This window comes from Pseudomonas sp. NFACC39-1 (genome assembly GCF_900110355.1).
Taxonomy (GTDB): Bacteria; Pseudomonadota; Gammaproteobacteria; order Pseudomonadales; family Pseudomonadaceae; genus Aquipseudomonas; species Aquipseudomonas tehranensis.
In genome coordinates this window covers 224,935-251,151 of record NZ_FODL01000005.1, presented here as the reverse complement: position 1 = coordinate 251,151, position 26,217 = coordinate 224,935, and the positions used below count along the sequence as shown (strand labels likewise).

The 26,217-nt window shown below is 59.8% G+C and carries 19 protein-coding genes; 12 read left to right on the top strand and 7 right to left on the bottom strand.

Annotation, left to right across the window (positions count from 1 at the left end):
- Window positions 1–9 precede the first annotated feature (9 nt).
- Both BMY45_RS13030 and BMY45_RS13025 read right to left on the bottom strand, forming a co-directional pair.
- Window positions 10–1,725, bottom strand: coding sequence for a type I secretion system permease/ATPase (locus tag BMY45_RS13030; RefSeq protein WP_092398144.1), 1,716 nt, complete (start codon window positions 1,723–1,725; stop codon window positions 10–12).
- A gap of 235 nt (window positions 1,726–1,960) precedes the next feature.
- Complete coding sequence (locus tag BMY45_RS13025; protein WP_092398142.1) at window positions 1,961–2,386, bottom strand: VOC family protein; 426 nt, start codon at window positions 2,384–2,386, stop codon at window positions 1,961–1,963.
- A 102-nt stretch (window positions 2,387–2,488) separates the two neighbouring features.
- Between BMY45_RS13025 and BMY45_RS13020 the strand changes: the two genes are divergently transcribed.
- From BMY45_RS13020 to BMY45_RS12985, 8 genes are all read left to right on the top strand, one after another.
- Window positions 2,489–3,364, top strand: coding sequence for a LysR family transcriptional regulator (locus tag BMY45_RS13020; RefSeq protein ID WP_092398140.1), 876 nt, complete (start codon window positions 2,489–2,491; stop codon window positions 3,362–3,364).
- Between the two features lie 163 nt (window positions 3,365–3,527).
- Window positions 3,528–4,292 (top strand): substrate-binding periplasmic protein, encoded by a 765-nt coding sequence (locus BMY45_RS13015; RefSeq protein ID WP_092398584.1) that lies wholly within the window; start codon window positions 3,528–3,530, stop codon window positions 4,290–4,292.
- Between the two features lie 209 nt (window positions 4,293–4,501).
- Window positions 4,502–5,755, top strand: coding sequence for a multidrug efflux RND transporter periplasmic adaptor subunit MexE (gene mexE, locus BMY45_RS13010; protein ID WP_092398138.1), 1,254 nt, complete (start codon window positions 4,502–4,504; stop codon window positions 5,753–5,755).
- 15 nt (window positions 5,756–5,770) lie between these two features.
- Window positions 5,771–8,950 carry an efflux RND transporter permease subunit gene (locus BMY45_RS13005; RefSeq protein WP_092398136.1) on the top strand — a complete coding sequence of 1,060 codons (3,180 nt, stop codon included), beginning with the start codon at window positions 5,771–5,773 and terminating at the stop codon, window positions 8,948–8,950.
- On the top strand, window positions 8,947–10,368 hold the full coding sequence (locus BMY45_RS13000; RefSeq protein ID WP_092398134.1) for an efflux transporter outer membrane subunit: 1,422 nt from the start codon (window positions 8,947–8,949) through the stop codon (window positions 10,366–10,368). Before BMY45_RS13005 ends, BMY45_RS13000 begins: the two co-directional genes overlap by 4 nt.
- A gap of 226 nt (window positions 10,369–10,594) precedes the next feature.
- Window positions 10,595–11,650, top strand: a complete 1,056-nt coding sequence (locus BMY45_RS12995) for a hypothetical protein (protein WP_092398132.1) — start codon at window positions 10,595–10,597, stop codon at window positions 11,648–11,650.
- Between the two features lie 154 nt (window positions 11,651–11,804).
- Window positions 11,805–13,307: an ATPase domain-containing protein gene (locus BMY45_RS12990; protein ID WP_092398130.1), complete on the top strand. Its 1,503-nt coding sequence runs from the start codon at window positions 11,805–11,807 to the stop codon at window positions 13,305–13,307.
- Window positions 13,304–14,974 carry an ATP-binding protein gene (locus tag BMY45_RS12985; protein ID WP_092398128.1) on the top strand — a complete coding sequence of 557 codons (1,671 nt, stop codon included), beginning with the start codon at window positions 13,304–13,306 and terminating at the stop codon, window positions 14,972–14,974. Before BMY45_RS12990 ends, BMY45_RS12985 begins: the two co-directional genes overlap by 4 nt.
- A 100-nt stretch (window positions 14,975–15,074) precedes the next feature.
- Here the strand turns inward: BMY45_RS12985 and BMY45_RS12980 are convergent, their stop codons facing one another.
- Genes BMY45_RS12980 through BMY45_RS12960 form a run of 5 tightly spaced genes read right to left on the bottom strand, consistent with a single transcriptional unit; the run spans window position 15,075 to window position 21,612 of the window.
- Complete coding sequence (locus tag BMY45_RS12980) at window positions 15,075–15,452, bottom strand: response regulator (protein ID WP_092398126.1); 378 nt, start codon at window positions 15,450–15,452, stop codon at window positions 15,075–15,077.
- Window positions 15,445–16,725, bottom strand: coding sequence for a hybrid sensor histidine kinase/response regulator (locus BMY45_RS12975; protein WP_092398124.1), 1,281 nt, complete (start codon window positions 16,723–16,725; stop codon window positions 15,445–15,447). The genes BMY45_RS12980 and BMY45_RS12975 overlap by 8 nt, the downstream gene beginning before the upstream one ends.
- Window positions 16,726–16,730: 5 nt before the next feature.
- A complete protein-coding gene (locus tag BMY45_RS12970; RefSeq protein ID WP_092398122.1) occupies window positions 16,731–17,318 on the bottom strand; it encodes a chemotaxis protein CheB in 588 nt (195 codons plus the stop codon).
- Window positions 17,315–18,130 (bottom strand): CheR family methyltransferase, encoded by an 816-nt coding sequence (locus tag BMY45_RS12965; RefSeq protein ID WP_092398120.1) that lies wholly within the window; start codon window positions 18,128–18,130, stop codon window positions 17,315–17,317. The genes BMY45_RS12970 and BMY45_RS12965 overlap by 4 nt, the downstream gene beginning before the upstream one ends.
- Window positions 18,130–21,612 (bottom strand): response regulator, encoded by a 3,483-nt coding sequence (locus tag BMY45_RS12960; protein ID WP_092398582.1) that lies wholly within the window; start codon window positions 21,610–21,612, stop codon window positions 18,130–18,132. Before BMY45_RS12960 ends, BMY45_RS12965 begins: the two co-directional genes overlap by 1 nt.
- Before the next feature lie 248 nt (window positions 21,613–21,860).
- Here BMY45_RS12960 and BMY45_RS12955 point away from each other — a divergent pair, with 248 nt between their 5' ends.
- From BMY45_RS12955 to BMY45_RS12940, 4 genes are all read left to right on the top strand, one after another.
- Window positions 21,861–22,232: a response regulator gene (locus tag BMY45_RS12955; RefSeq protein ID WP_047229106.1), complete on the top strand. Its 372-nt coding sequence runs from the start codon at window positions 21,861–21,863 to the stop codon at window positions 22,230–22,232.
- Window positions 22,233–22,312: 80 nt separating this feature from the next.
- Complete coding sequence (locus tag BMY45_RS12950; RefSeq protein WP_092398118.1) at window positions 22,313–23,626, top strand: glycosyltransferase; 1,314 nt, start codon at window positions 22,313–22,315, stop codon at window positions 23,624–23,626.
- A gap of 57 nt (window positions 23,627–23,683) precedes the next feature.
- The gene (locus BMY45_RS12945) at window positions 23,684–24,589 is read left to right on the top strand and encodes an AraC family transcriptional regulator (RefSeq protein WP_092398116.1); all 906 of its coding nucleotides are present in this window, start codon (window positions 23,684–23,686) and stop codon (window positions 24,587–24,589) included.
- 299 nt (window positions 24,590–24,888) lie between these two features.
- Window positions 24,889–26,199 (top strand): ABC transporter substrate-binding protein, encoded by a 1,311-nt coding sequence (locus BMY45_RS12940; protein WP_092398114.1) that lies wholly within the window; start codon window positions 24,889–24,891, stop codon window positions 26,197–26,199.
- Window positions 26,200–26,217: the final 18 nt, after the last annotated feature.

Here is a 26,217-nt window from a genome sequence, read left to right as displayed (position 1 = left end):
CATCCGTCCCTACGATTCAATCGCGGCAGCCTGGTGGGCCGTGGGCGTCGCGCCCTGCAGCCGTGCCAGGATTTTGTCGCGCGGCCCGAACAGACTCAGCTCGCCATGATTGAGAACCAACAGCTTGTCCACCTGCGCCAGCACCGCGGATCGATGGGTAATGACAAACACCGTGGCCCGACTCTGCCGCAGTTTCTGCAGCGCTTGGGCGAGCATTTTTTCTCCAGCGTCATCCAGATTGGAGTTCGGTTCATCAAGTACCACCAGACGCGGCTCGCCGTACAAGGCTCGGGCCAGCCCGATGCGTTGCCGCTGGCCGCCAGAGAGCCCACCGCCATTGGCGCCAATCAATGTGTCGTAGCCATCGGGCAGTTGCAGCACCAGTTCATGTACACCGGCCATGCGCGCGGCGGCGACCACTGCCGGCGCATTCACCGGACCGAAGCGTGAGATATTCTGGCTGATGCTGCCCTCGAACAGTTCTATGTCCTGGGGCAAATAGCCGATGTACTGGCCCAGTTCGTCCCGGCGCCATTGGCTGATGTCCGCACCGTCCAGGCGCACGGTTCCGGCCAGGTTTGGCCAGATCCCCAGCAACGCCCTGGCCAGGGTCGACTTTCCTGCGCCGCTGGGACCGATGATCCCCACCGCTTCACCAGCGGCCACCTGGAAGTCCACGCCGCGAATGATCGGCTTGCGATTGTCCGGGGAACCCACTGAAAGCCCCTCGACGCGAATCGCCCCTTCAGGTGCCGGCAACGACATACGCTCAGGCTCGGCGGCGATCTTGACCAGCAACTCGCGTAATCGGGCATATTGCGAGCGTGCGCCAAGAAAGCCTTTCCAGACGCCGATCAACTGGTCGATAGGCGCCAGGGCGCGCCCCAGTAAAATGGAGCCGGCAATCATCAGTCCGGGCGAAATTTCATGATTGATCGTCAAGTAGGCGCCCAGGCCCAGCATCAGCGACTGAACAATCTGACGGAACGTCCTGGACATCGCCATCATGCTCGCGGCGCGGTCACTGGCCAGGCTTTGCAGGGTCAGGACCTTATGGGTTTGCCCGTTCCAGTGCTGACGCAGACTTGCAAGCATGCCCATGGACTCGACCACTTCGGCATTGCGCAGACTCTTGTTAGTGAAAGTGGTAGCCGCGATCTGCTCGCGGTTGGCAGCCTGCAACGGTGTGTGAGTGAGCTTCTCGTTGATGAAAGCCAACGCCCCTAGCATCACCGCGCTCACGACCCCCATCCACCCGAACCAGGGATGAAAAATGAACATTACCGCCAGGTAGATCGGAATCCACGGAGCATCGAAAAAGGCAAACAAGCCGTTACCGGTCAGGAACTGGCGCAAGGCGTTAAGATCGCTCAACGGCTGGGCGGTGGCATTCATGCCGTTGGTGTTGAGTGCCCGCTTGAAACTGGCGTCGAACAGACGCTGGCCCAGCAGCGTGTCCAGGCGAGTACTGATTCGTACCATAATCCGCGAACGAACCCACTCCAGGCCGCCCATCGTGATCATCAACAGCAACATGATCAGCGTGAGCATCAACAGAGTCGACTGGCTGGCGCTTCCTACGGCGCGGTCATACACCTGCAACATGTAGAACGATGGAACCAGCATCAGCAAATTGACGAAAAAACTGAAAAAACCAACGCAAAGAAAACTGCCTTTGCATACGGCAAGGGCGCCTTCCAGCTCGGTCCTGGGGTGGGCTGACATGATTCTTACCTGAGGCCCGCTTATGGGCAGACCTGCGAAAACCTAGTGGATACAGGCGCACATACGCCCTGAGTATGGGGGGCGACCCCTCTGAAGCGCTTGCGCAATCAGGATCTACGCGCGCTGTATCGGCATGTGTGTGCGGTTCTGAAGGGGTATACCCTCAAAGGATCGCCATCGCCTGTTCTTACATCTTTAGTCGCCCCAACTCTGTGCCTGCCCACCTTTGCTTGGACTACTTTGCAAACAACTGGCTCATATCCTTGAACGCCTTGAATTCAAGGGCGTTACCGCAAGGGTCGAACAGGAACATCGTCGCCTGCTCACCCACCTGCCCCTTGAAGCGAATGTAGGGTTCAATCACAAACTCGGTGCCGAAGGATTTCAAGCGTTCGGCCAGTGCTTCCCATTCTTCCCAGCCCAAAATGATGCCGAAATGAGGAACAGGCACGTCGTGACCGTCCACCGGGTTGCTGTGGACGCTGTCCTGGGCAGCGGTTTTTGGCTGCTCATGAATCACCAGTTGGTGGCCGTAAAAATTGAAGTCGACCCACTGGGCGCTGGAGCGCCCCTCTTGCAGTCCAAACACTTCGCCATAAAAGGTGCGGGCACCCGCGAGGTCGTAAACCGGGATCGCCAGGTGGAAGGGTGAGAGGCTCATCAAGATTCCTTTTTTGTGTCTTTTAGGTGAGGCCATCGTAGTGCGGCGCTACAGGCGGAAAAATCAATATATATTGCTTAGAAACACAACTAATATTTGTGAATGATTAAAGAACTCAAGACGCTCATCGCCGTGGCACGGGAAGGCACTTTCGCGGCGGCCGGGAACAGGATCGGCCTCACCCAAGCTGCCGTGAGCGCGCAGATCCAGCGCCTGGAGGCGCAGTTGGGCTTCGAAATATTCGACCGCAAAGGACGCTCGGCCCACCTCAATCGCGAGGGTCAGCAAGTCCTCTTGCAGGCGCAAGAGTTGCTTCGTCTCTACGACAACCTGGGCGGTGGCTTCCCGGAGCTTGCGGCCAGTGTCCTGGTGAACATTGGCGCCATTGCGTCCGTCCAGCGTTCCTATTTGCCGGACGCGTTGGCCAGGTTCCATCAGCAATGCCCTCAGTGCCGTACGCGGGTGCTGCCGGGGCTTTCGATGGAGCTGGTCAACCTGGTGGACGCTGGCGAAATCGACATGGCGGCCATCATCCGTCCGCCCTTCTCGCTTCAGAGCGACCTGCGCTGGACGACCCTGACACTTGAGCCGTATCGATTGATCGTTGCACGCCAAGTGCCGGGGGAAGACTGGACGACACTCCTTTCCAGCCTTCCATTCATTCGATATGACCGTGCTTCATTCGGTGGCCGGCAGGTGGATCGTTTCCTGCGGCAAATGCACTTCACCGTGCGCGAGGTGTGTGAACTGGATGAACTGGAGGCCATCATCAAGCTGGTTGAAAACGGTGTGGGGGTGGCACTGGTGCCACAAACATCGGCGCATGACTGGCCGGCAGGAGTTAGAGCCCTCGACCTTGGCCAGCACACCTTCCACCGGGATATCGGATTGGTGCATCGGTCGGGGCAAAGCCTCACCGAGCCGGTACGGATACTGGCCCAACTGATTGCTGAACGAGCCAGGACAGGGCCTGAGTAAAAAGGTTTTTGTCGGCCGGATGATCTATACCTTCAGATACACGCAATCAGGCCGACAGCGTGGCATGCACTGATAAAAAAGCCGTGGCAAACATGGCAGGACGATGTTTCTGGCGCCAAGCGTTTGGAACGGCGCATCACTTTCAATGCCTGAAGTATCGATCATGAGCCGGATCAAACGCGTATTGGAAGGCCGTACAAAAGCACTCGCGCACCTGTGTCTGATATTGCCGATGCTGATTGTCGGTAGCGCGTACGCCGCCCCCTTGACGATTGAACTGCACATTCTCGACGCGCCGCCGCTGACGTTTGTCGACGACCCCAGGGGGCACGGAATTGTCGGCGATGTTGCCGTGGCAGCCATGACCCAAGCCGGGTATGCCGTCAAGCTGCATATCCTTCCCTGGGCCCGGGCACAGAAACATGTCAGCGAACAGCGCAATCACTTGATCGCCCCCCTGTCGCGCACACCGGAACGTGAGGATCGTTTTACCTGGATCGCTTCGGTCATGCCCATGGAGCGAGCGTTCTTCACCCTCGACCGGCCAGTGAGCAGCTTCGCCGAAGCCAGGCAAACCTACCGCAAGATCGGCGTCGGCCTGGGAAGTGCGCAGCAGGAGATCCTGCGCACCGAAGGGTTCAGCGACGACCAGATCTATCCATTGGCCATCGGCGACAACCCCGCCCAGATGCTCTTGATGGGGCGTATCGACGCCTGGTTCAACGGCGTCCCTGAGAGTCGGTACATTTGGCCAAAGGTGTCCAAGCGAACACTGCTCATGAGTCCGGTCAAGAGCAGTGCCGATCTCTATCTGGCCTGCTCCAAGCAGTGCTCCCCAAAAATGGTCAAGAAGCTGCGGGCGGCCGTTGAAAGCCTTCGCGCCAGCGGTGAGATCCAGCGCATCCATGACCGTTATCTGCCGCAGTAGCAGTCTTCCCGCAGGCAGCTTTGCGCCTCTAGCAACCTGAAGGGATATCAGCAAGATTGATAGCAGCCTAACGAAAGCCCCAGGCTAGACGGCTGGGTGATGGCTTATATCATTCCGAATGATAGTTACCTTTGCTTCATTCGATTCGTGCCTCACCGCCTCCCCCCGCATCATCCGCCCATCTCAAATACTCTTGGCGGATGCTATCCATGGAATATTCACTTTCAAAACTGCGCTTTCCCCTCGCACTGATGGCGGTGCTGGTGATGAGCGCGTGCGGCAAGACCCCAGATACGGCGGCATCCATGCCGGCGGCCAAAGTCAGTGTGGCCAAGGTGCTGGAGCAGCCGGTCAATGAGTGGGACGAATTCACCGGGCGCCTCGAGGCGCCGGAAACCGTCGAGATCCGACCACGGGTTTCGGGCCAGATCGATAGCGTAGCGTTCACCGAAGGCGCGCTGGTCAAGAAAGGCGATCTGCTATTCCAGATCGACCCGCGTCCGTTCCAGGCTGAAGTTCGTCGCCTTGAAGCCCAACTGGCCCAGGCCCGTGCCACCGCCACCCGCAGCGAGAACGAAGCCAAGCGTGGCGAGCGCCTGCGCTTGAGCAACGCCATTTCCGCCGAGCTGGCGGATTCGCGCACCAGCGCTGCCCAGGAAGCTCGTGCTGCCGCTGCGGCGATCCAGGCGCAACTGGACCTGGCCAAACTGAACCTGAGCTTCACCCGGGTCACGTCGCCCATCAGCGGCCGCGTCAGCCGGGCGGACATCACCGCCGGCAACCTGGTGACCGCCGATGTCACGCCGCTCACCAGCGTGGTGTCCACCGACAAGGTCTACGCCTACTTCGATGCCGACGAGCGCGTCTTCCTCAAGTACACCCGCCTTGCCCGCGAGGGCCAGCGCGGTCAGGCGACTCCGGTCTACATGGGCCTGTCCAACGAGGAAGGTAATCCGCACCTGGGCCACATGAACTTCATCGACAACCAGGTCAATCCACAGACCGGTACCATTCGTGGTCGCGCGGTGTTCGACAACCAGGATGGCGCCTACACCCCAGGGCTGTATGCCCGACTGAAACTGGTGGGCAGCGGCACTTACTCAGCCGTGCTGATCAACGACGAAGCGGTCGGCACCGACCTGGGCAAGAAATTCGTGTTGGTGATGGACGCCGACAACAAGCCGGCCTACCGCGCTGTCGAGCTGGGGCCGAAGATCGAAGGCCTGCGCATCGTGCGCAAGGGCCTGAGCAAGGACGACACCATCATCGTCAAGGGCCTGCAACGCGCTCGTCCCGGTGCGCCGGTCACGCCTGAAACCGTGCCGATGGCCAGCGAAGAAACCATCGCCGCCCTGGCACAACAACGAAAAGCGCTCGAAGCCAGCAACCTGCCCCAAGTCGCGCCTGCCAAGGCTGCTTCCGGATCGGCAGGCAAACTGGCCGCAGCGACCCCACGCGGTTAAGGGACTGAACTCAAGATGAAATTTTCCCAGTTCTTCATTTCGCGGCCGATCTTCGCAGCGGTGCTTTCGCTGCTGATCCTGATCGCCGGCGCTATCTCACTGTTCCAGTTGCCGATCAGCGAATACCCGGAGGTCGTACCGCCGACCGTGGTCGTGCGCGCCAACTTCCCGGGCGCCAACCCCAAGGTCATCGGCGAAACCGTGGCCGCGCCCCTGGAGCAAGCCATCACCGGCGTCGAGAACATGCTGTACATGTCCTCGCAATCGACCGCTGACGGCAAGATCACCCTGACCATCACCTTCGCGCTGGGCACCGACCTGGACAACGCTCAGGTGCAGGTGCAGAACCGCGTCACGCGGACTGAACCCAAGTTACCGGAAGAAGTCACCCGAATCGGCATTACGGTGGACAAGGCTTCGCCCGACCTGACCATGGTGGTGCACCTGACCTCGCCGGACCAACGCTACGACATGCTCTACCTGTCCAACTACGCCCTGCTCAACATCAAGGATGAGCTGGCGCGTCTGGGCGGCGTGGGTGATGTGCAGCTGTTCGGCATGGGAGACTATTCCCTGCGGGTCTGGCTTGACCCGAACAAGACTGCTTCGCGTAACCTGACCGCCACCGACGTGGTCACCGCCATCCGCGAACAGAACCGTCAGGTCGCCGCCGGTGCCCTGGGTGCACCTCCGGCACCCAATGCCCAGGCATTCCAGCTCTCGATCAACACCCAGGGACGCCTGGTGAATGAAGAAGAGTTCGAGAACATCATTATTCGTTCCGGCGAGGACGGTGAAATCACCCGCCTCAAAGACATCGCACGAGTGGAGTTGGGCTCCAGTCAATACGCCCTGCGCTCATTGCTCGACAACCAGCCGGCGGTGGCGATCCCGATCTTCCAGCGCCCTGGCTCCAACGCCATCCAGATCTCCAACGACGTTCGCGCCAAAATGGACGAACTCAAGCAGAACTTCCCTGCGGGGATGGACTACAGCATCGTCTATGACCCGACGATCTTCGTGCGCGGCTCCATCGAGGCGGTGGTTCACACCCTGTTCGAAGCGCTGATCCTCGTGGTGCTGGTGGTGATCCTGTTCCTGCAGACCTGGCGCGCCTCGATCATTCCGCTGGTGGCCGTGCCGGTGTCGCTGATCGGTACGTTCGCCGTGATGCATCTGTTCGGCTTCTCGTTGAACGCGCTCTCGCTGTTCGGGCTGGTCCTGGCGATCGGTATCGTGGTGGACGACGCCATCGTGGTGGTGGAGAACGTCGAACGGAACATCGGTTTGGGCCTGACTCCGGTGGAAGCCACCAAACGCGCCATGGGCGAAGTGACCGGGCCGATCATCGCCACGGCACTGGTGTTGTGTGCGGTCTTCGTTCCAGCGGCGTTCATCAGTGGCTTGACCGGGCAGTTCTATAAACAGTTCGCTTTGACCATTGCCATCTCCACGGTGATCTCGGCCTTCAACTCCCTGACCCTGTCGCCAGCCCTGGCCGCGGTGCTGCTCAAGAGTCATGACGCGCCCAAGGACCGGTTTTCCAGGTTCCTGGACAAGATTTTCGGCGGCTGGTTGTTCCGTCCTTTCAACCGTTTCTTCGATCGTGCCAGCCACAGCTACGTGGGTACGGTAGGCCGAGTGATTCGCAGCAGCGGCATCGCCCTGCTGGTGTACGCGGGCCTGATGGTGTTGACGTTCTTCGGGTTCTCCAATACCCCGACCGGTTTCGTACCGGGCCAGGACAAGCAATACCTGGTGGCCTTTGCGCAACTGCCGGATGCCGCGAGCCTGGACCGCACCGAAGACGTGATCAAGCGCATGTCGGACATGGCCCTCAAGCAACCGGGCGTTGAAAGCGCCGTGGCCTTCCCTGGCCTGTCGATCAACGGCTTCACCAACAGCCCGAACGCCGGCATCGTGTTCGTGACCCTCAAGCCTTTCGACGAGCGCAAGGACCCCAGCATGTCTGCCGGGGCCATTGCCGGGGCCTTGAACGGCCAGTACTCGGAAATCCAGGAAGCCTACATGGCGATCTTCCCGCCGCCGCCGGTACAGGGTCTGGGCACGATCGGTGGTTTCCGTCTGCAAATCGAAGACCGGGGCAACCTGGGCTACGACGAGCTGTACAAAGAAACCATGAATATCATCACCAAGAGCCACAACGTGCCGGAACTGGCCGGGCTGTTCACCAGCTACACAGTGAACGTGCCGCAGGTCGATGCCGCCATCGATCGTGAAAAAGCCAAGACTCATGGCGTGGCCGTCAGTGACATCTTCGACACCCTGCAGATCTACCTGGGCTCGCTGTATGCCAACGACTTCAACCGTTTTGGCCGCACCTATCAGGTCAACGTTCAGGCCGAGCAACAGTTCCGCCTGGAGTCGGACCAGATTGGCCAGCTCAAGGTGCGCAACAACCGTGGCGAGATGATCCCGCTGGCGACCTTCATCAAGGTCAGCGACACCTCGGGACCTGACCGGGTCATGCACTACAACGGCTTCATCACTGCGGAAATCAACGGTGCCGCCGCCCCGGGCTACAGCTCCGGCCAGGCTGAAAAAGCCATCGAGAAACTGCTCAAGGACGAATTGCCCAATGGCATGACTTACGAGTGGACCGACCTGACGTACCAGCAGATTCTCTCGGGCAACACCGCGCTGTTCGTGTTCCCGCTCTGCGTCCTGCTGGCGTTCCTGGTGCTGGCGGCGCAGTACGAAAGCTGGAGCCTGCCACTGGCGGTGATCCTGATCGTACCGATGACCCTGCTGTCGGCCATTACCGGGGTGATTCTCTCCGGCGGCGACAACAACATCTTTACCCAGATCGGATTGATCGTACTGGTGGGGCTTGCCTGCAAGAACGCCATTCTGATCGTCGAGTTTGCCAAGGATAAACAGCTCGAGGGGCTGAACCCCCTGGCTGCGGTGCTGGAGGCCTGCCGCTTGCGTCTGCGGCCGATCCTGATGACTTCCTTCGCGTTCATCATGGGTGTGGTGCCGTTGGTCTTCTCCAGCGGTGCCGGTGCGGAAATGCGCCATGCCATGGGTGTCGCGGTGTTCTCGGGCATGCTCGGGGTGACCTTCTTCGGCCTGCTGCTAACGCCGGTGTTCTATGTACTGATCCGCAACTTTGTCGAGCGCAGCGAGGCCCGCAAAGCGGCCCGTGCCTTGAAACTGGAGGCGCAACAATGAGTTTGAAAGTGTTTGTGCCAAGCCTGCTGGTACTGGCCTTGAGTGCGTGCGCCGTGGGTCCGGACTACAAGGCACCGCAAACGGAGGCGGCGAACATTACCACCGCCACCGACGGTGCCGCCGGTCAAAAGAATTTCGACCGGGCGCGTTTCGAAGGGATCTGGTGGCAGCAGTTCGAAGACCCGACGCTCAATGCACTGGTCACCCGGTCCCTGGAAGGCAACCGCGAGTTACGCGTGGCGTTCGCCCGTTTGCGAGCGGCCCGGGCAATACGCGACGACGCCAGCAATGACGTCATGCCGACCATCACCAGCCGCGCCAGCAGCAACCTGGGCAAAGGCCAGGTGCCGGGCGAAACCACCGACCGGGTCAGCACCGAACGCTATGACCTGGGCCTGGACATGGCTTGGGAACTGGATCTGTTCGGGCGTATCCGGCGCAACCTGGAAGCCACCGATGCCGATCAGCAGGCGGTCGAAGCCGATCTCTATCAGTTACAGGTGACGATGATCGCCGAACTGGTGGACGCCTACGGTCAACTGCGCGGGGCCCAACTGCGGGAAAAAATCGCCCTGGCGAACCTTGAGAACCAGCAGGCATCGCGCAAAATCACCGAAAGCCTGCGCGATGCCGGCGTCGGCGATCAGCTCGACGTGGTCCGTGCCGATGCGCGCCTGGCCTCGGTCGAAGCCAGCGTGCCGCAGTTGCAGGCCGAACAGGTACGCCAGCGCAACCGCATCGCTACCTTGCTGGGCGAGCGCCCGGACAAACTGAGCGTGGACCTGAGCCCTAAACAGCTGCCGGCCATCGCCAAGGCCCTGCCGATTGGTGATCCAGGTGAGCTGTTGCAACGTCGCCCGGACATTCTCAGCGCCGAGCGCCAACTCGCTGCCGCCACCGCGCGCATCGGCGTGGCCAAGGCCGACCTGTTCCCACGGGTCAGCCTCAGCGGTTTCCTGGGCTTTACTGCCGGGCGCGGTTCGCAGATTGGCTCCTCGGCGGCCAATGCCTGGGCGCTGGGGCCAAGCATCACCTGGGCTGCCTTCGATTTGGGCAGTGTGCGCGCTCGTCTGCGCGGTGCCGACGCCGAGGCGGACGGCGCCTTGGCGACCTACGAACAGCAAGTGCTGCTGGCCCTGGAGGAATCGGAAAACGCCTTCAGCGACTACGGCAAGCGCCAGCAACGCCTGATTTCGCTGATCCGGCAGAGCGAATCGAGCCGAGCCGCCGCTGACCTGGCCGAAATCCGCTACCGCGAAGGCACCGAGGATTTCCTCGTCCTGTTGGATGCCCAACGTGAGCGCCTGGCCGCCGAGGACACTCAGGCCCAGGCCGAAGTGGACCTGTATCGCGGCATAGTCGCGATCTACAAGGCCCTGGGCGGTGGCTGGCAACCGGAAACCGTAGCCAGCAACTGACCGACCTGATTCAACCGAGCTCCTTTGGTTGGCCGCAACCAACCAAATTTTTGCCCCGCTTCCCATGTTGGACGCGGGGCTTTTTTTGGTCATATCGCCATACTTTTGTGGGAGCGAGCCTGCTCGCTCCCACAGGGTCTGGGGCAAATACTTTCAAGGTTTGACTCAAGCCTGCACCTGACCGAAGCTGGCGGCATTTTACGCTTCCTGGTTATGGACTACCTGCATGCCCTCGCCTCGCCGCTATCTGTTGCTCAGCCTGTTCGTCCTGTTGGTAATCGGTCTAGTCGCAATGTGGCTACGCAACACGACGCCGCCAATCCCCGAGGCAATCAAACGTGGCTACAGTGAAACCCTTGAACACGCACGCAATGGGCAGCCAGGCGCGGCGCGGATGCTCTATCAGCAATTGGGTCGCCCGGACCTATCGCCCAAGCGCCGGGTATGGCTGCACGCCGAGCTACCGAACTACCCAAGTCCCCAAGCCCTGAAGCTGGCGGACGCGGACCTGCACAGCGAGTCGCCGGATGTGCGTCGAGCGGCCATTGGCAGCATCAGCGGGCTGGTGCCCACCGGCCAACGTAGCCTGTTGCTGGGGCCGATGCTCGAAGATCAAGACGCAAGCGTGCGCTTCGCCGCAGTGAACGCGTTGCTGGGCCTATCGCCGGACGAGCTTGGTTTGTACTTCGGGCCTATGCAGCTTGTCATTGGCAAGTGGGAGCAGATGCTTGAAGACGGTCCACAAACCGCCGAGTCCCACTATCAGCTCGCCCGGCTGCATCTGCATAACGCTGAACTGAAAAAGGCTCAGTTGGCGCTAGAACAAGTCCTGCGCCTGCAATCGAACAACCTGCCGGCGCTGGTCATGCAGATCGACGTGTTGGACAAACAGGGCCAGGCCGACGCAGCACGCCAATTGCTCGCCCAACAGTTGAAAACCCAGCCGGAGTCGGCTTATCTGCAACATGCATTGGGTCTGTGGCTGCTGCACCATGGCCAGGCGGAGTACGCGCTGCTTGGCTTGGCAAAAGCCGTGGAGCTTGAGCCCGATAACCGACATTACCGCTATGACCTGGCAACCACCCTGTATGCCGAACAGGAGCTGGAAGCAGCGCAGAAACAGTTGCAGGAAATCGTCCAGCGCTACCCGGCTGATCGCAGGGCGCGGGTGTTGCTGATCAACTACTGGAAGGAGTCCGGGCAATTGCAGAATGTGCAGATCTTGTTGGCGCAACTGGAGCAACTCAACCCCGATGATCCGGCGCTGCAGCAAGGCCTGTAGGTGTTGCGCCGATGCCAGAAAAATTGAGCAGTCCACCTCGTTTTATCAACGAAAGCGGAACCGTGATCACGGCAAAAGGTCAAGTGTTCAGGCAGTTCATTCTCAGGCGTACTCCAGCCTGCTGCCCACTTCCCTAGTCATGAGAGGGCTTTTTTTGTCTACATCTAACGAGTTGATCAGCGCTAAAGCCGCCACCGGTATCGAAGGGCTGGATGACATCCTTTCCGGTGGCTTGTCCCGCGGCCATGTGTTCCTGCTGGAAGGGGAACCCGGGACCGGCAAGACCACGGTCGCGTTGCAATTCCTCTTGGCCGGCGCCCTGGCCGGCGAACGTTCGTTGTACATCACGTTGTCGGAAACCGAGCGTGAACTGCGCCAAGGCGCGGCATCCCACGGCTGGACGATCGACGAGAACGTCCATATCTTCGAGCTGACCCCTCCCGAAAGCCTGCTCAACGCCGAGCACCAGCAAAGCCTGCTGTACTCCTCGGACCTGGAGCTGGGGGAAGCGACCCGGCAGATTTTCGAGGTGGTCGAGCGGGTCAAGCCGACCCGGGTGGTGCTCGACAGCCTGTCGGAGATCCGCCTGCTGGCGCAAAGCTCTCTGCGCTATCGCCGGCAGATCCTGGCGATCAAGCATTACTTCGTGCGCTACGACGCCACGGTGCTGCTGCTTGATGACCTGACCACCGAATCCCTGGACAAGACCGTGCACAGCGTCGCGCATGGGGTGATTCGCCTGGAAGAACTGACGCCCAATTATGGCGCCGAGCGGCGACGCATTCGGGTGGTCAAATACCGCGGGCAGAAATACCGCGGTGGTTATCATGACTTCACCATCATGGGCGACGGCATTCATGTCTTCCCGCGTCTGGTGGCCGCCGAACACCGCGGGCAATACCTGCGCGAGCAATTGTCCAGTGGTCTTGATGGCATGGACGCCTTGCTGGGCGGCGGCATCGAGACGGGTTCCAGCACCTTGATCCTGGGCCCGGCCGGCACCGGCAAATCACTGATTTCGATGATTTTCGCCGCGGCCGCCGTGCAGCGTGGGGAAAAAGCCGCGCTGTTCATCTTCGATGAAGAATTGGGTCTGCTGTTTGAACGCATGAAAAACGTCGGCATCGACCTGGAAGCGCTCAGAGAGACCGGGAACCTGGTGATCGAACAGGTGGACGCCGCCGAACTGTCTCCCGGCGAGTTTTCGCATCGGGTACGCCGTTGTGTCGATGAAGGCAACATCAAGACTGTTGTGATCGACAGCATCAATGGCTACCAGGCCGCCATGCCGGAAGAAAATGCCTTGGTGCTACACGTACATGAGCTGCTGCTCTACCTCAACCGCAGGGGCGCTGCGACCTTCATGACCGTGGCGCAACACGGCCTGGTGGGTGACATGCAGGCGCCAGTGGACATTACCTACCTGGCCGACACGGTGATTCTGTTGCGTTATTTCGAAGCGCTGGGCAAAGTCCGCCGAGCGATCTCCATCATAAAAAAACGCACCGGCAGCCACGAATCCACGATTCGCGAATACCGCATCGGCAGACAGGGCATGACCATTGGCGAACCACTGGAAGCTTTCCAGGGTGTATTGCGTGGGGTGCCGAACTACATGGGAGCGGATAATCCGTTGCTCAAGGATGATCCACAGTGACGTTGACCGAGCCCCTGTCGGAGCGGGCGTTGATTCTCGCGCCACTGGGGCGCGACAGCCAGATTGCCCTGATGATCCTGCGCGAAGCCGGCTTCGGCGGCCTCATCTGTCAGCATCTGGGCCATCTGTGCGAAGAGCTTGAGCACGGCGCCGGCCTGTTGGTGATTTCCTCCGAAGCCCTGGTGGGGCCGGATCTGGAAACGCTGTTGTTGCATATCGAAGAACAACCGGCCTGGTCAGACCTGCCGATTGTTTTGTTGACCCACCACGGTGGGCCGGAACAGAACCCTGCGGCGCGTATCGGCACCCAGTTGGGCAACGTCACGTTCCTCGAGCGGCCTTTTCACCCGGTCACGCTGGTGAGCGTGGTCACCACCGCCCTGCGTGGTCGGCGCAGGCAATATGAAGCCCGAGACCGGCTGATCGACCTGAGTAACAGCGAACTGCGCCTGCAAACCACCCTCGAGACCCTTGAGCAACAAGTGGAAGAACGCACGGCCCAACTGCGCCACAACGAGGAAGCCTTGCGTCAGTCGCAAAAAATGGAAGCGGTCGGGCAACTCACGGGGGGTATCGCCCATGACTTCAACAACATGCTCACCGGGATCATCGGCAGCCTCGAACTGCTGCGCCGGCGCCTGGCCCGAGGCCGCACCGAGGACCTGAACAGCCTGATCGATCTGGGGGTGACATCGGCCAATCGCGCAGCCGGCCTGACGCACCGTTTGCTGGCCTTCTCCCGGCGACAATCGCTGGACTCAAAAGCGGTGCAGATGAACACCCTGGTGCTGTCCATGGGCGAGCTGTTGCAGCGTAGCCTCAACGAGAGCGTCCGGCTGGACATGCAACTGGACGATCAGCTCTGGATCGCCGAAGCCGACCCGAACCAACTGGAAAGCGCCCTGCTCAATCTGGTGCTCAACGCCCGGGACGCAATGCCCGACGGCGGGCAACTGGTGGTCAAGACCTTCAATCAACAGCTGGATGCCGACTTCACCGAGGCTTATACCAACCTGGAACCGGGTGATTACGTGGTATTGAGTGTGCAGGATTCCGGCTGCGGGATGCCTGAAGCGGTTATCAATCGTGCGTTCGACCCTTTTTTCACCACAAAACCGATCGGCCAGGGCACCGGGCTGGGGCTGTCGATGATCTATGGGTTCAGCAAGCAGTCGCGTGGTCACGTGACAATTGACAGCGAAGTCGGCAAAGGCACTACCGTGAACCTCTATCTGCCGCGTTTCGTGGGTGAAGAGGTCAATGAGCCACAGGTCGATACCCAGCACGCCCCTTACGCGCAGGACGGTGAGACCGTGCTGATCGTCGAGGACGACCCGGCGGTGCGGGTGCTGGTCAGCGCCGTGCTGAGCGAGCTGGGTTATGCCTTCGTCGAGGCCGCCGATGCTGACGGCGCCGTGCCGATCCTTCAGTCAAGCCAGCGCATCGATCTGTTGATCAGTGACGTGGGCTTGCCAGGCATGAACGGCAGGCAACTGGCGGAAATCGGCCGGCAGATCCGCCCGGACCTGCGGGTGCTGTTCATCACCGGATATGCTGAGCACGCGGCGGTGCGAGGCGGCTTCCTGGACCCGGGCATGCAGATGATCACCAAACCGTTCACCTTTGACCTGCTGACGGCCAAGGTGCGGGAGATGATCAAGGTGTGAGGCGGCCGAATGTCCACACCTCGTTCGTCCGTGACCGGGGATTTTGTGGCAGCAAAGCCTGCTCCCACAAAACCTCGCCCTCCGTCATCCCTCTCCACGCCTACGACAACATCGTGCGCATCATATTCTGCAACACATCCAGGTCGAACGGTTTGCCCAGAATCGGGGCCGTGCGGGTGATGGGACTGTCGGTGTCGCGCACTTCCTGTGCGTAACCACTGATAAAGATGACTTTCAGGTCCGGACGCAAGCGGACCGCCGGTTCCGCGATCTGCACGCCGGTGATGCCACCGGGCAGGCGGAAGTCGGTGATCATCATGTCCAAGTGGGGCTTGCTGGCGAGGATCTCGAACGCCTGCTCACCGTTTTCGGCCTGCAGCACTCGATAGCCTTCGCCCGACAGGTAGGCCGACAATACCATCAGGATCGACGGGTCATCCTCGACGATCAGTACAACGTCTTGCGCATCTTCACTCATGAGAAGCCTTTGTTCGATCAATAGCTGCTGATACGACCGTAGGGTCACTCAGAGGTTGCGTCTGTTCGACGGTTTTGGCCAGGACCGTTTTCTGCAAAGGCAGGCAGACGCGAAACAACGCCCCTTCATTGAGGCGGCTATTGACCGTAATAGTACCGCCATGAGCGGTCACAATCTGCTCGGAGATGAATAACCCCAAGCCCAGGCCGGATGTGACGGCTTTGGACGACACCCGCTCGAACTGCTGAAAGATGCGCTGCTGGTTTTCCTCGCTGATGCCGATACCGTGATCCTGGACTTCGACGCAAGCATGCTCAGGCGTGCTGTAAACGCGCACTTCAATCGGCCCTTTGCCGCCATAACGCAAGGCGTTGGTCAACAGGTTCGACACCACCTGTTCGATACGAAATTCATCCCATTGTCCCTCCACCGATGGCTCGATCGTGCAAGTCAATGAGCATTCGGCCGCCGCGATCTGCGGCTGGAAGTTGCGCAGCAGGTTTTCAACCAGGGTCGCCAGGTTGAAGCGGCTTGGCCGGATGGATAATTTGCCAGTACGAATCCGAGATACATCGAGCATGTCCTCGATCAGCCGGATCAGGCTCTTGATCTGGCGCTCGTCGCGCTCAACCATCGCTCGCACCTTATCCAGGCTGAAGGCTGCGGCGTTGTCTCGGGCCAGGTGCATCTTGCGCAGTTGCGTCTCGAGAATCAGGCCGTTGAGAGGCGTGCGGACCTCGTGGGCGACGATCGACATGAAGTCATCACGCATACGAACCGCCTGTTCCAGCTCGCCGCGAGTGGCCTGCAACTGTTGCAACAAGGCCTCCTGCTCGCGGCGACTTTCCTGCAATGCAATGACCTGCTCCTTCATCGCCTTTCTCTGGCGATACAGCTCGACGAACACATTGACCTTGCTTTTGACGGCATGGTTGTCCAGTGGCTTGTGCAGGAAATCCACCGCGCCACTTTCATAGCCGGTGAAGGCATAGTTGCGCTCACGGCCGGCGGCGCTGACAAAGATGATAGGAATGCTGCGGGTCTTCTCCGTGCCGCGCATCAGCTCGGCCAGTTCAAAGCCGTTCATTCCCGGCATCTGTACATCGATGATGGCCAGGGCAAAGTCGTGTTGCAGCAGCAAGGACAGCGCCTCATCGGCCGACAGCGCTTTGAAAACCTGGCGGCCGTCGAGTTTGATCAGCGCTTCCAGGGCCAACAGATTTTCTGGCAGATCATCGACGATCAGCAGTTTGGCTTGAATATCTCTTGGCATGCGGTTCATTCCAGAGCGGCCAGTAATTGGCCGATGCCTTGCAAAGTGAGGATATGGTCGGGCTCTTGCAGGGCAAGTGCTGCTTCGGGCATGGTCGAAACCTGGGCTTCGTCAGGGTCCTGGACCACCGTGATTCCGCCCAGCTCCCTGACCTTGGCCAGCCCCTGGGCACCGTCGTTGTTGGCGCCGGTCAGCACTACCGCCAACAGGTTCGGGCCGAAGGCGTCGGCGGCGGATTCGAATAGCACATCTATCGACGGCCGCGAATGGTGCACCGGCTCCTCCAGGCTCAACGAAAGACTGCGGTCGGCTTCGACCGACAGGTGATAGCCGGGTGAGGCAACATACAAAGTGCCCGGTTGAATGTTCTGCTTGTCCTGAGCTTCCTGCACCGGTATCGCCAGACGATGGCCGAAGACCTGGGCCATCTGGCTGTCGCGCTCATCGGGCAGATGCAGCACCACCAGAATGGGTACGCCGAAGCCCTTTGGCAGTTGCCCGAAGACTTTGAGCAGCGCTTCGACGCCGCCGGCGGACGCACCGACGACAACGGCTTGGATGGGCGATCTGGATCTGTGCATCGTCTGGTTCATAACTTGCGATAGATCCGTTCTTGTTTGACCAACGGCTCGAATTGCTTGCCGAAAGACGAAAAATCCAGTGTCTCTTTGCTGCCCAGTACCAGGAAACCACGGTGACAGAGGGACTCATGGAACAATCCGAACGCGCGATCTTGCAGCTTTTTGTTGAAATATATCAATACGTTACGACATGAAATTAACTGGGTTTCTGAAAATACGCTATCAGTCGCCAGGCTGTGATCGGCAAAGGTCACGTTCTCGCGCAGGGTTTTGTCGAACATCGCGTAATCGTAGGCGGCGGTGTAGTAATCGGCAAATGATCGCCGCCCTCCCGCGCGCTGATAGTTCTGGGTGTAGGCCCGCACGTTCTCGAGCGAAAAAATGCCCTGCTTGGCTTTTTCCAGGGACCGCGGATTGATGTCGGTGGCGTAAATGAGCGTGCGTTCCAGCAGCCCTTCCTCGCGCAGCAGGATCGCCATGGAATAGACCTCCTCCCCGGTGCTGCAACCGGCGATCCAGATCTTGATCGAAGGATAGGTCTTGAGCAGCGGCACCACTTCTTCGCGGATCGCCAGGAAATGCGACGGGTCGCGAAACATCTCACTGACAGGGATCGTCAACAGTTGCAGCAGTTGCATGAACATGCCCGGGTCGTGCAACACGCGCTCCTGCAGTGCCGAGATGGTCTTGCATTCGAACTGGCTCAGCGCGTGCTGGACCCGGCGCTTGATGGAGGCGCCGGAATAGTCCCGAAAATCGTAGCTGTACTTGAGGTAGATCGCGTCGATCAACAAACGGATTTCAATGTCAGTGTTACGTTCCACTAAATTCTTTCCATATTCGGCAACCACACGCGAATCAGCGAGAACAGACGATCCAGATCGATCGGCTTGGCCAGGTAATCGTTGGAACCGGCCGCCAGGCAGCGCTCCTGATCATCCTTCATGGCCTTGGCCGTCACGGCAATGATGGGCAGCTTGCGCCAGCGCGGGTCCTTGCGGATCAGCGCGGTGGCCTCGAAACCGTCCATCTCCGGCATCATCACATCCATCAGCACCAGGTCGATGTCGTCGACTTCGTTCAGACGCTCGATCGCCTCATAGCCGTTACGGCCGATGACGACGATCGCACCCTTGGCCTCCAGGGCACTGGTCAGGGCGAAAATGTTGCGCACATCATCGTCCACCAGCAGCACTTTACGGCCCTCGAAAACCTTGTCGCGGCTGCGGGCGGTCCTGAGCATCCGCTGCCGTTCATGGGACAACCGGGATTCGACTTTGTGCAGAAAAAGTGTCACTTCATCCAGCAACCGCTCCGGCGAACGGGCGCCCTTGATGATGATCGAGCGTGAATACTTGCGCAGTTCGGCTTCTTCGTCGCGGGTCAGGTTGCGCCCGGTGTAGACGATCACCGGTGGGAATGAGCAGATATCTTCGGTGGACATGCGCTTGAGCAGGTCATTGCCCAGCATGTCAGGCAGCTTCAGGTCGATGATCATGCAGTCATAGACGTTGCTTCGCAGCAGGTCCAGGGCTTGCTGCGCCAGGCCGACAGCGGTGATCTCGATGTCATCGTCACCGATCAGCCGGGTGATGCTGTCACGTTGCAAATCATCGTCCTCCACCAGCAGCACCCGCTTGACCTTCTGGGTCAGCTTGGCTTCCAGGCGGGCGAATACCTCCTTGAGTTCTTCGCGAGAGGTCGGTTTGACCGCATAGCCGACGGCGCCCATGTGCATCGCGGCTTCTACGCGATCCTCGACGGAAATCACATGTACCGGGATGTGCCGGGTTCCAGGTTGCTCCTTGAGCCGCTGCAACACCGTCAGCCCGGAGTGATCCGGCAGGCGCATATCCAGCAGGATTGCATCGGGGATCAACTGCGAGGCCAGGTCGAAGCCTTCATCGGCACCTTGGGCCACCAGACACTGGTAACCGAGCTCGTGGGCCAGGTCGAACAGGATCCGGGCAAAGCTGGGCTCGTCTTCGATCACCAGAATGCACCGGGTGTTGAACGGTGCCTTGTCGCGGTCATCGGCAAAGGGGGCGATGGGCACATCGACTTGGGCGATCAGCGGTGCGCTGACAGGTTCAGGGGGCGCGGGGGGCGCCATCGTGTTGGCTGCAGTGAACATCCCCGGTTCTACCAGCGGCTCCCCCGACTCGACGTAGCGTTCTGGCAATACCAGCGTAAACACACTGCCCTGCCCCGGTTCGCTGGAGACAGAAATCGAGCCGCCAAGCAGGCTGGCCAGGTCACGGGAAATCGACAGGCCCAAACCGGTCCCGCCGTACCGGCGATTCGTAGTGCCATCGGCCTGGCGGAAGGCTTCAAAGATGCTTTGTTGTTGATCGGCGGCGATGCCGATGCCTGAGTCACGCACCATGAACGCGATGCCCGCCCCGGCCTGACCGGCCACCGTCAGGCATACCGTGCCTTTCTCGGTGAACTTGATGGCATTGGACAGCAGGTTCTTGAGTACCTGTTCCAGGCGCTGACGGTCGGTATACAGCATGGCCGGAGCGTCGGGCAGCAGTTGCACCTCGAAGCTCAGGCCTTTTTCGCTCGCCAGGGGCATGAACATGTCACGCAAGCCTTCCACCAGGCGCGTCACGCCGGTGTTCTCCGGACGCACTTCCAGCTTCCCGGCCTCGACTTTGGAAATATCGAGAATGTCATTGATCAGGTTCAGCAGGTCGTTACCGGCGGAATAGATCGACTCGGCAAATTTCACTTGTTCTTCGTTGAGGTTCTGCTGCGGATTCTCCGCCAGCAGCTTGGACAGGATCAGTGAGCTGTTGAGCGGTGTACGCAGTTCATGGGACATGTTCGCCAGGAACTCGGACTTGTATTTGCTCGAACGCTGCAACTCTTCGGCGCGTTCCTGCAACTGGATCTGCACCAGGTTCAGTTCGCTGTTCTTCTGGTCCATGGCATCGCGTTGTTCAGCCAGTTGCTCGTTGGTCTGTTCCAGTTCCTGTTGCTGGGCTTCCAGGTGCGCCTGGGATTCCTTGAGGATGCGCGACTGTTCTTCCAGCTCCTCGTTGGCGGTCCGCAGTTCTTCCTGCTGAACTTGCAGCTCTTCGTTCAACTGTTGGGTTTCGGCAAGAACTTCCTGCAAACGCTGCCGGTAACGGGCCGCTTCGATGGAGGTGCCGATATTGCCGGCCACCAGTTCCAGCAGTTCGATATCGCGATCGGTCACAGGTCGCAGAAAGCCCAGTTCGATAACGCCGTTGATCCGGTCATCGTCGCTGGTGGGCATGACCAGCACACTGTTGGGCAAACCCTGCCCCAGCCCCGAACTGACTTGCAGGTAGTCGTCGGGCACGTCATCCAGGCGGATGAGACGCGCTTGTTGAACCGCCTGGCCGGCGATGCCTTCGCCGACAACGATCACCTGTTGTTGTTCTTCGTTCTCTCGGGACATGCCGTAGGTGGCGACGCGCCTGAGCAGGCCGCTTTCTTCCCGCGCATAAAGTGCAGCCACGACAGCGCCCATGTATTGGGCACAGAACTGCAGGATGTTGCGACCCAGCAGGTTCAACGTCAGTTGCCCCAGGACCTGCTCGGCCAGCAGCGTCTGGCCATTGCGCAGCCAGGCCTGTTTTTCCAGATGCAACGCGCTCTGCTGCTGGATCTTCAGGCTGGCGCTGTAGTTGTTGGACAGCCCCAACAGATCCCGGCGCCCGACATAGGCCAGCAAGCCGCTGACGGCGGCCACGAACAACAGATACAGAGCGATGCTCCAGAGGGTAGTGGCGCGCACCTGGTCGTTGCGTTCGGCACGCAGCTGCTGCTCGGATTCAACGATATCCTCATAGGTCTTACGTATTTCATCGGTCAAGCGCTTGCCGCGCCCGGCCTTGACCGCGCCGCGGTAATCGCCGCTGTTGCGCTGCATGTCAATCATGCTCTGGGCGTAATTGGCCCACTCCACCTGGAGCGCTTGTACCTTGCGCAGCCGGTCAACCTGGACGGGGTTGTCGGCTGTCAATTCCAGCAATGTCTCCAGGGCGACAGCGATACGCGGCTTGGCCACTTCGTAGGGGTCGAGGAAGTGCTCGTCGCCCGTCAGGAGGTAACCGCGCATGCCGGTTTCCAGATCCACACTCAGCTTGAGCGCTTCGTTGGCATTATTGATCACGCGATCGGTATGCCCGACCCACTGGATGACCGACAGCAGATAGGTGATCAGCACGACGAAAAACACAGCGCTGAGGGCGCCGATACCCAGGGGCAGACTGATATTGCGGCTCAGGAGCTTGCGAAAACTTTGCTCGTCAACCGAAGACGAAGGAGTCATGGAATAAGCCTTGGTGGACAGTTGAAAACCGTGGAGTTTGCCGAATAATACCGGTTGGATCCACATTCTGACGGGGCAAAGGCGCAAACTCCACGAAAAGCCTGAGGAAGCGACGATCCTTGTCAGCTCTTGTACTATAGATCCTTTCTTGTACAACCCTGGGAACTTGTGCCCCCTTGCTACTTACTCATGCATAAGGCCGTTTTTTTTGGCGCACTCCCCAACCCAATACCCCGAGAATGTCTACCATGCACAACCCCGCTCCTGATACTCAGCCGACCATTCTGGTAGTCGAAGACGACGACATCGTTCGTATGTTGATTGTCGACGTGCTGGAAGAGCTGGAATACCAGGTACTGGAAGCGGACGGCTGCGAACAGGCCCTGGCGTATCTGCGCAATGATGCGCAGCCCATCGCTCTGATGATGACCGATGTCGGCCTGCCGGTGATGGACGGTCGCGAGCTGGCCAAGCAGGCCCGATCGGCGCGGCCTCAGTTGCCCATTCTGTTTGCCAGCGGTTACGCCGAAAGCATTGATGTGCCCGAAGGCATGGCGGTGATTGGCAAGCCTTTTTCCATTGATCAGTTGCGCGATAAGGTCAACGGCATTCTTTCTTGAGCCTGACGCAATTGTTGGTCACTATCGGCGCCCCGCGCTGATAGCGCCCAAGTCGATTCGTTCCAAGGAAGCACCCGCTCATGCGTCAACCCACCGCCACCAAGGTCCTGGTTATCGGCTATGTCTGGCCCGAGCCGCGCTCATCGGCTGCCAGCGGGCACGTCATGCAGATTCTGGATGCCTTCCTCGGACAAGGCTGGGACATTACCTTCAGCAGTCCCGCAGGCCCGGGTGAGAACCGTGCCGACCTGATCGCGCTGGGCATCGACGAAGTGCCGATCGAGCTCAACAACAGCAGCTTCGACGCATTCATCGCTGAACTGGCTCCGGATATCGTGTTGTTCGACCAGTTCATGATGGAAGAACAGTTCGGCTGGCGGGTCGAGAAACACTGCCCCGGCGCCCTTCGTGTGCTGGAGACATCCGATTTGCAAAGCCTGCGCCACGCCCGGCATCAGCGGCTCAAGGATCGTTTGAAGAAGGATGACGTTTCCCAGGATTTCCGCGATCTGTTTGCGCAAGACCTGCGTCAAGCGTTCGAGTCGATGGCCGGCACCGACCTGGCCAAGCGTGAAATCGCCGCCCTGCACCGGTGCGACCTGAGCCTGATGGTGTCCGAAGTCGAGATCGAGCTTCTGGTAGAGCACTTCAAACTGCCCCGCAACCTCTTGCATTGGTGCCCACTGATGCTGGACCTGCCGAGCGAGGAACGCGTGCCGTTCGAAGATCGGGCGCATTTCCTGAGCATCGGCAACTTCCGTCACGCGCCGAACTGGGACGCCGTGCTCTGGATGAAAAACGCCATTTGGCCATTGATCCGCCAACAGCTGCCCGACGCGCAACTGCACCTGTATGGCGCCTACACCCCGCCTAAGGCTGCGGCGCTGCACAACCCGGCCCAAGGGTTTCACATCATGAACTGGGCCGAAGACGCGCTACAGGTCATGTCGGCGGCGCGTGTCTGTCTGGCGCCGTTGCGTTTCGGTGCCGGCATCAAGGGCAAGCTGATCGATGCCATGCTGTGCGGCACGCCCAATGTCACCACACCCATCGGCGCAGAAGCCATGCACGGTGAAATGCCCTGGCCTGGATCGATTGCCCAAAGCGCCGAAGATATCGCCCGCGCCGCTGTGCAGTTGTACAGCGAACAGAGCCTATGGACCCGCGCCCGGGATAACGGCCTGGCGCTGCTGGCGGACCGTTACCGCCGACAGGTCCACGCCCAGGCGTTGATTGACTGCCTCCAAGCCTGTCGCGCCGACCTTGAGCAACGGCGCCGGGATAACTTCACCGGCAGCATGTTGCGTCACCATCAGCACAAGAGCACTCAATACATGTCCCAGTGGATTGAGGAGAAGAACCGCAACAGCCAGGCAGCTAACGCTCCGGGGTAGCCCCCGTGCGGCGAAGGGGGCATTATCCAGCGGCAATAACAACAAAAGCGCCAGGCCATGACCCGAACAGCAAGAGTCACCGACCCTTCCTACGAGTTGATGGACGACCATAACGGGTTGTCCATCATCTATCGCCAGCACGGCTTCCCGTGCCCGCTGGTGCGCTGGCATTTCCATAAGGAATACGAGTTGCACCTGATTGTCGCCAGCTCCGGCAAGGTGTTCATCGGTGACTACATCGGCAACTTTTACCCGCAATCGCTGTTTCTCACCGGCCCCAACCTGCCCCACAACTGGATCAGCCAGGTGGCCGAGGACGAAGTGGTGCCCAAGCGTGACATGCTGGTGAACTTTACCGACGAGCTGTTCGAGAGCGGTCATCAGGTGTTTGCCGAGCTCAAGACCGTCACCCCGCTGTTGGAGCGCGCCCAGTACGGCATCGAATTTCGCTGCAAGCGCACCATCCGCCAGGCCATGATCCTGATGCAGCGCATCGCCGATTCCCAAGGCATGAGCCGCCTGGGGCATTTTTTCATCCTGATGGAGCTGCTGGCCGCAACCGATGACTATCAATTGCTTTCCGGAGCCACCGCCTCGCAACCGGCGGACGAGCACAGCATCGACCGTACCAACCGGGCGGTGGATTACATCTTTGCCCATTACGCTCGTGAATTGTCCCTGGAAGAAGTGGCCGACCATCTGGGCATGAAACCGACGTACTTCAGCCGCGTCTTCAAACAGGCCACCGGCCGCTGTTTCATCGAGTTCGTCAATCGCCTGCGCATCAGCAAGTCCTGCGAGTTGTTGGCCGACGGCGACAAACCGGTGACGGACGTGTGTTTTGAGTCGGGTTTCAACAACATTTCCAACTTCAACCGGCGTTTCCAGCAGCTCAAGGGCATGACCCCTTCCCATTACCGGCGGCTGGCGGTGCAGCGCTTGACCGAACAGAACCAGGGCTGACATTTTTCGCCCCGACAGGGTCCCCCGTGGCGAGGGAGCTTGCTCCCGCTGGGGCGCGCAGCGGCCCTTGTTTTTTGGGTCTGCTTCGCAGCCCAGCGGGAGCAAGCTCCCTCGCCACGGGGTTCATTGTTTAGCCGCACTTCTCTTCAGTGCAAAAAAGTATCAGCACAAGTGCGACGGATGATTTGTCACGCCGTCGATTGAGGGCTGTAATCAGCGCACATTCTTCCCTTCATCCGGAAGACACAAAAACAATAACTGTCCTTCCGCAGCCTTTGGGCGCGGAAAAGGAGTGCGCGATGAAACCTTCGGTAAAAGCTCTGCTTGTCTCCACCTGCATGACCCTCAGCAGCGTCAGTTTCGGCGCACAGACCCTCACCATTGCCACCGTCAACAACAGCGACATGATCCGCATGCAAAAGCTCTCGAAGACCTTCGAAGCCGAGCACCCGGACATCAAGCTCAATTGGGTGGTGCTCGAAGAAAACGTCCTGCGCCAGCGTCTGACCACCGACATCGCCACCCAGGGCGGGCAGTTCGACGTGTTGACCATCGGCATGTACGAAGCCGCACTTTGGGGTGCCAAGGGCTGGCTGGAACCGATGAAGGATTTGCCGGCCAGCTATGCCCTGGATGATATTTTTCCGTCCGTGCGTGAAGGCCTGTCGGTCAAGGGCACGCTCTATGCCCTGCCGTTCTACGCCGAAAGCTCGATCACGTACTACCGCACCGACCTGTTCAAGGATGCCGGGCTGAGCATGCCCGAACACCCAACCTGGACCCAGATTGGTGAGTTCGCGGAAAAACTCACCGACAAGACCAAGGAACAATATGGCCTGTGCCTGCGTGGCAAAGCCGGTTGGGGCGAGAACATGGCACTGATCACCACCCTGGCCAACGGTTATGGCGCACGCTGGTTCGATGAGAAGTGGCAGCCGCAATTCAATGGGCCCGAGTGGAAAGAGGCACTGAATTTCTACGTCGACAACATGAAGAAGTCCGGCCCGCCGGGCGCGTCCAGCAACGGCTTCAACGAAAACCTCGCGCTGTTCAACAGCGGCAAATGTGCGATCTGGGTCGATGCCAGCGTGGCCGGTTCGTTCGTGACCGACAAGACCCAGAGCAAGGTGGCCGATCACGTTGGCTTCACCTTCGCTCCCCACGAAAAAACCGACAAGGGTACCTCGTGGATGTATTCCTGGTCGCTGGCCATCCCGGCCAGTTCCAAAGCCAAGGAAGCGGCCACGGTCTTTACCACGTGGGCAACGTCCAAGGAGTACGGTCAATTGGTCGCCAAGACCGACGGCATCGCCAACGTACCACCAGGCACACGCACCTCGACCTACAGCGACGACTACATGAAGGCCGCGCCGTTTGCCAAGGTGACCCTGGAGTCGTTGAAAGTCGCCGACCCGAAAGCGCCAACCCTCAAACCTGTGCCCTACGTGGGCATCCAGTTGGTGACCATTCCTGAGTTCCAGGCCATCGGCACCCAGGTGGGCAAGTTCTTCTCCGGCGCACTGACCGGCCAGCAAACCGTGGACCAGGCGTTGACCGCTGCGCAGTCCACCACCGAACGCGAGATGAAGCGTGCCGGGTATCCCAAGTAACCCGCGCCGCCGCTCTGC

Bases quoted from the DNA above. Each gene is read 5' to 3' on its own strand.
- BMY45_RS13030 (WP_092398144.1), bottom strand. From the start codon at position 1,725: ATGTCAGCCCACCCCAGGACCGAGCTGGAAGGCGCCCTTGCCGTATGC.
- BMY45_RS13025 (WP_092398142.1), bottom strand. From the start codon at position 2,386: ATGAGCCTCTCACCCTTCCACCTGGCGATCCCGGTTTACGACCTCGCG.
- BMY45_RS13020 (WP_092398140.1), top strand. From the start codon at position 2,489: ATGATTAAAGAACTCAAGACGCTCATCGCCGTGGCACGGGAAGGCACT.
- BMY45_RS13015 (WP_092398584.1), top strand. From the start codon at position 3,528: ATGAGCCGGATCAAACGCGTATTGGAAGGCCGTACAAAAGCACTCGCG.
- mexE (WP_092398138.1), top strand. From the start codon at position 4,502: ATGGAATATTCACTTTCAAAACTGCGCTTTCCCCTCGCACTGATGGCG.
- BMY45_RS13005 (WP_092398136.1), top strand. From the start codon at position 5,771: ATGAAATTTTCCCAGTTCTTCATTTCGCGGCCGATCTTCGCAGCGGTG.
- BMY45_RS13000 (WP_092398134.1), top strand. From the start codon at position 8,947: ATGAGTTTGAAAGTGTTTGTGCCAAGCCTGCTGGTACTGGCCTTGAGT.
- BMY45_RS12995 (WP_092398132.1), top strand. From the start codon at position 10,595: ATGCCCTCGCCTCGCCGCTATCTGTTGCTCAGCCTGTTCGTCCTGTTG.
- BMY45_RS12980 (WP_092398126.1), bottom strand. From the start codon at position 15,452: ATGAGTGAAGATGCGCAAGACGTTGTACTGATCGTCGAGGATGACCCG.
- BMY45_RS12975 (WP_092398124.1), bottom strand. From the start codon at position 16,725: ATGCCAAGAGATATTCAAGCCAAACTGCTGATCGTCGATGATCTGCCA.
- BMY45_RS12970 (WP_092398122.1), bottom strand. From the start codon at position 17,318: ATGAACCAGACGATGCACAGATCCAGATCGCCCATCCAAGCCGTTGTC.
- BMY45_RS12960 (WP_092398582.1), bottom strand. From the start codon at position 21,612: ATGACTCCTTCGTCTTCGGTTGACGAGCAAAGTTTTCGCAAGCTCCTG.
- BMY45_RS12955 (WP_047229106.1), top strand. From the start codon at position 21,861: ATGCACAACCCCGCTCCTGATACTCAGCCGACCATTCTGGTAGTCGAA.
- BMY45_RS12950 (WP_092398118.1), top strand. From the start codon at position 22,313: ATGCGTCAACCCACCGCCACCAAGGTCCTGGTTATCGGCTATGTCTGG.
- BMY45_RS12945 (WP_092398116.1), top strand. From the start codon at position 23,684: ATGACCCGAACAGCAAGAGTCACCGACCCTTCCTACGAGTTGATGGAC.
- BMY45_RS12940 (WP_092398114.1), top strand. From the start codon at position 24,889: ATGAAACCTTCGGTAAAAGCTCTGCTTGTCTCCACCTGCATGACCCTC.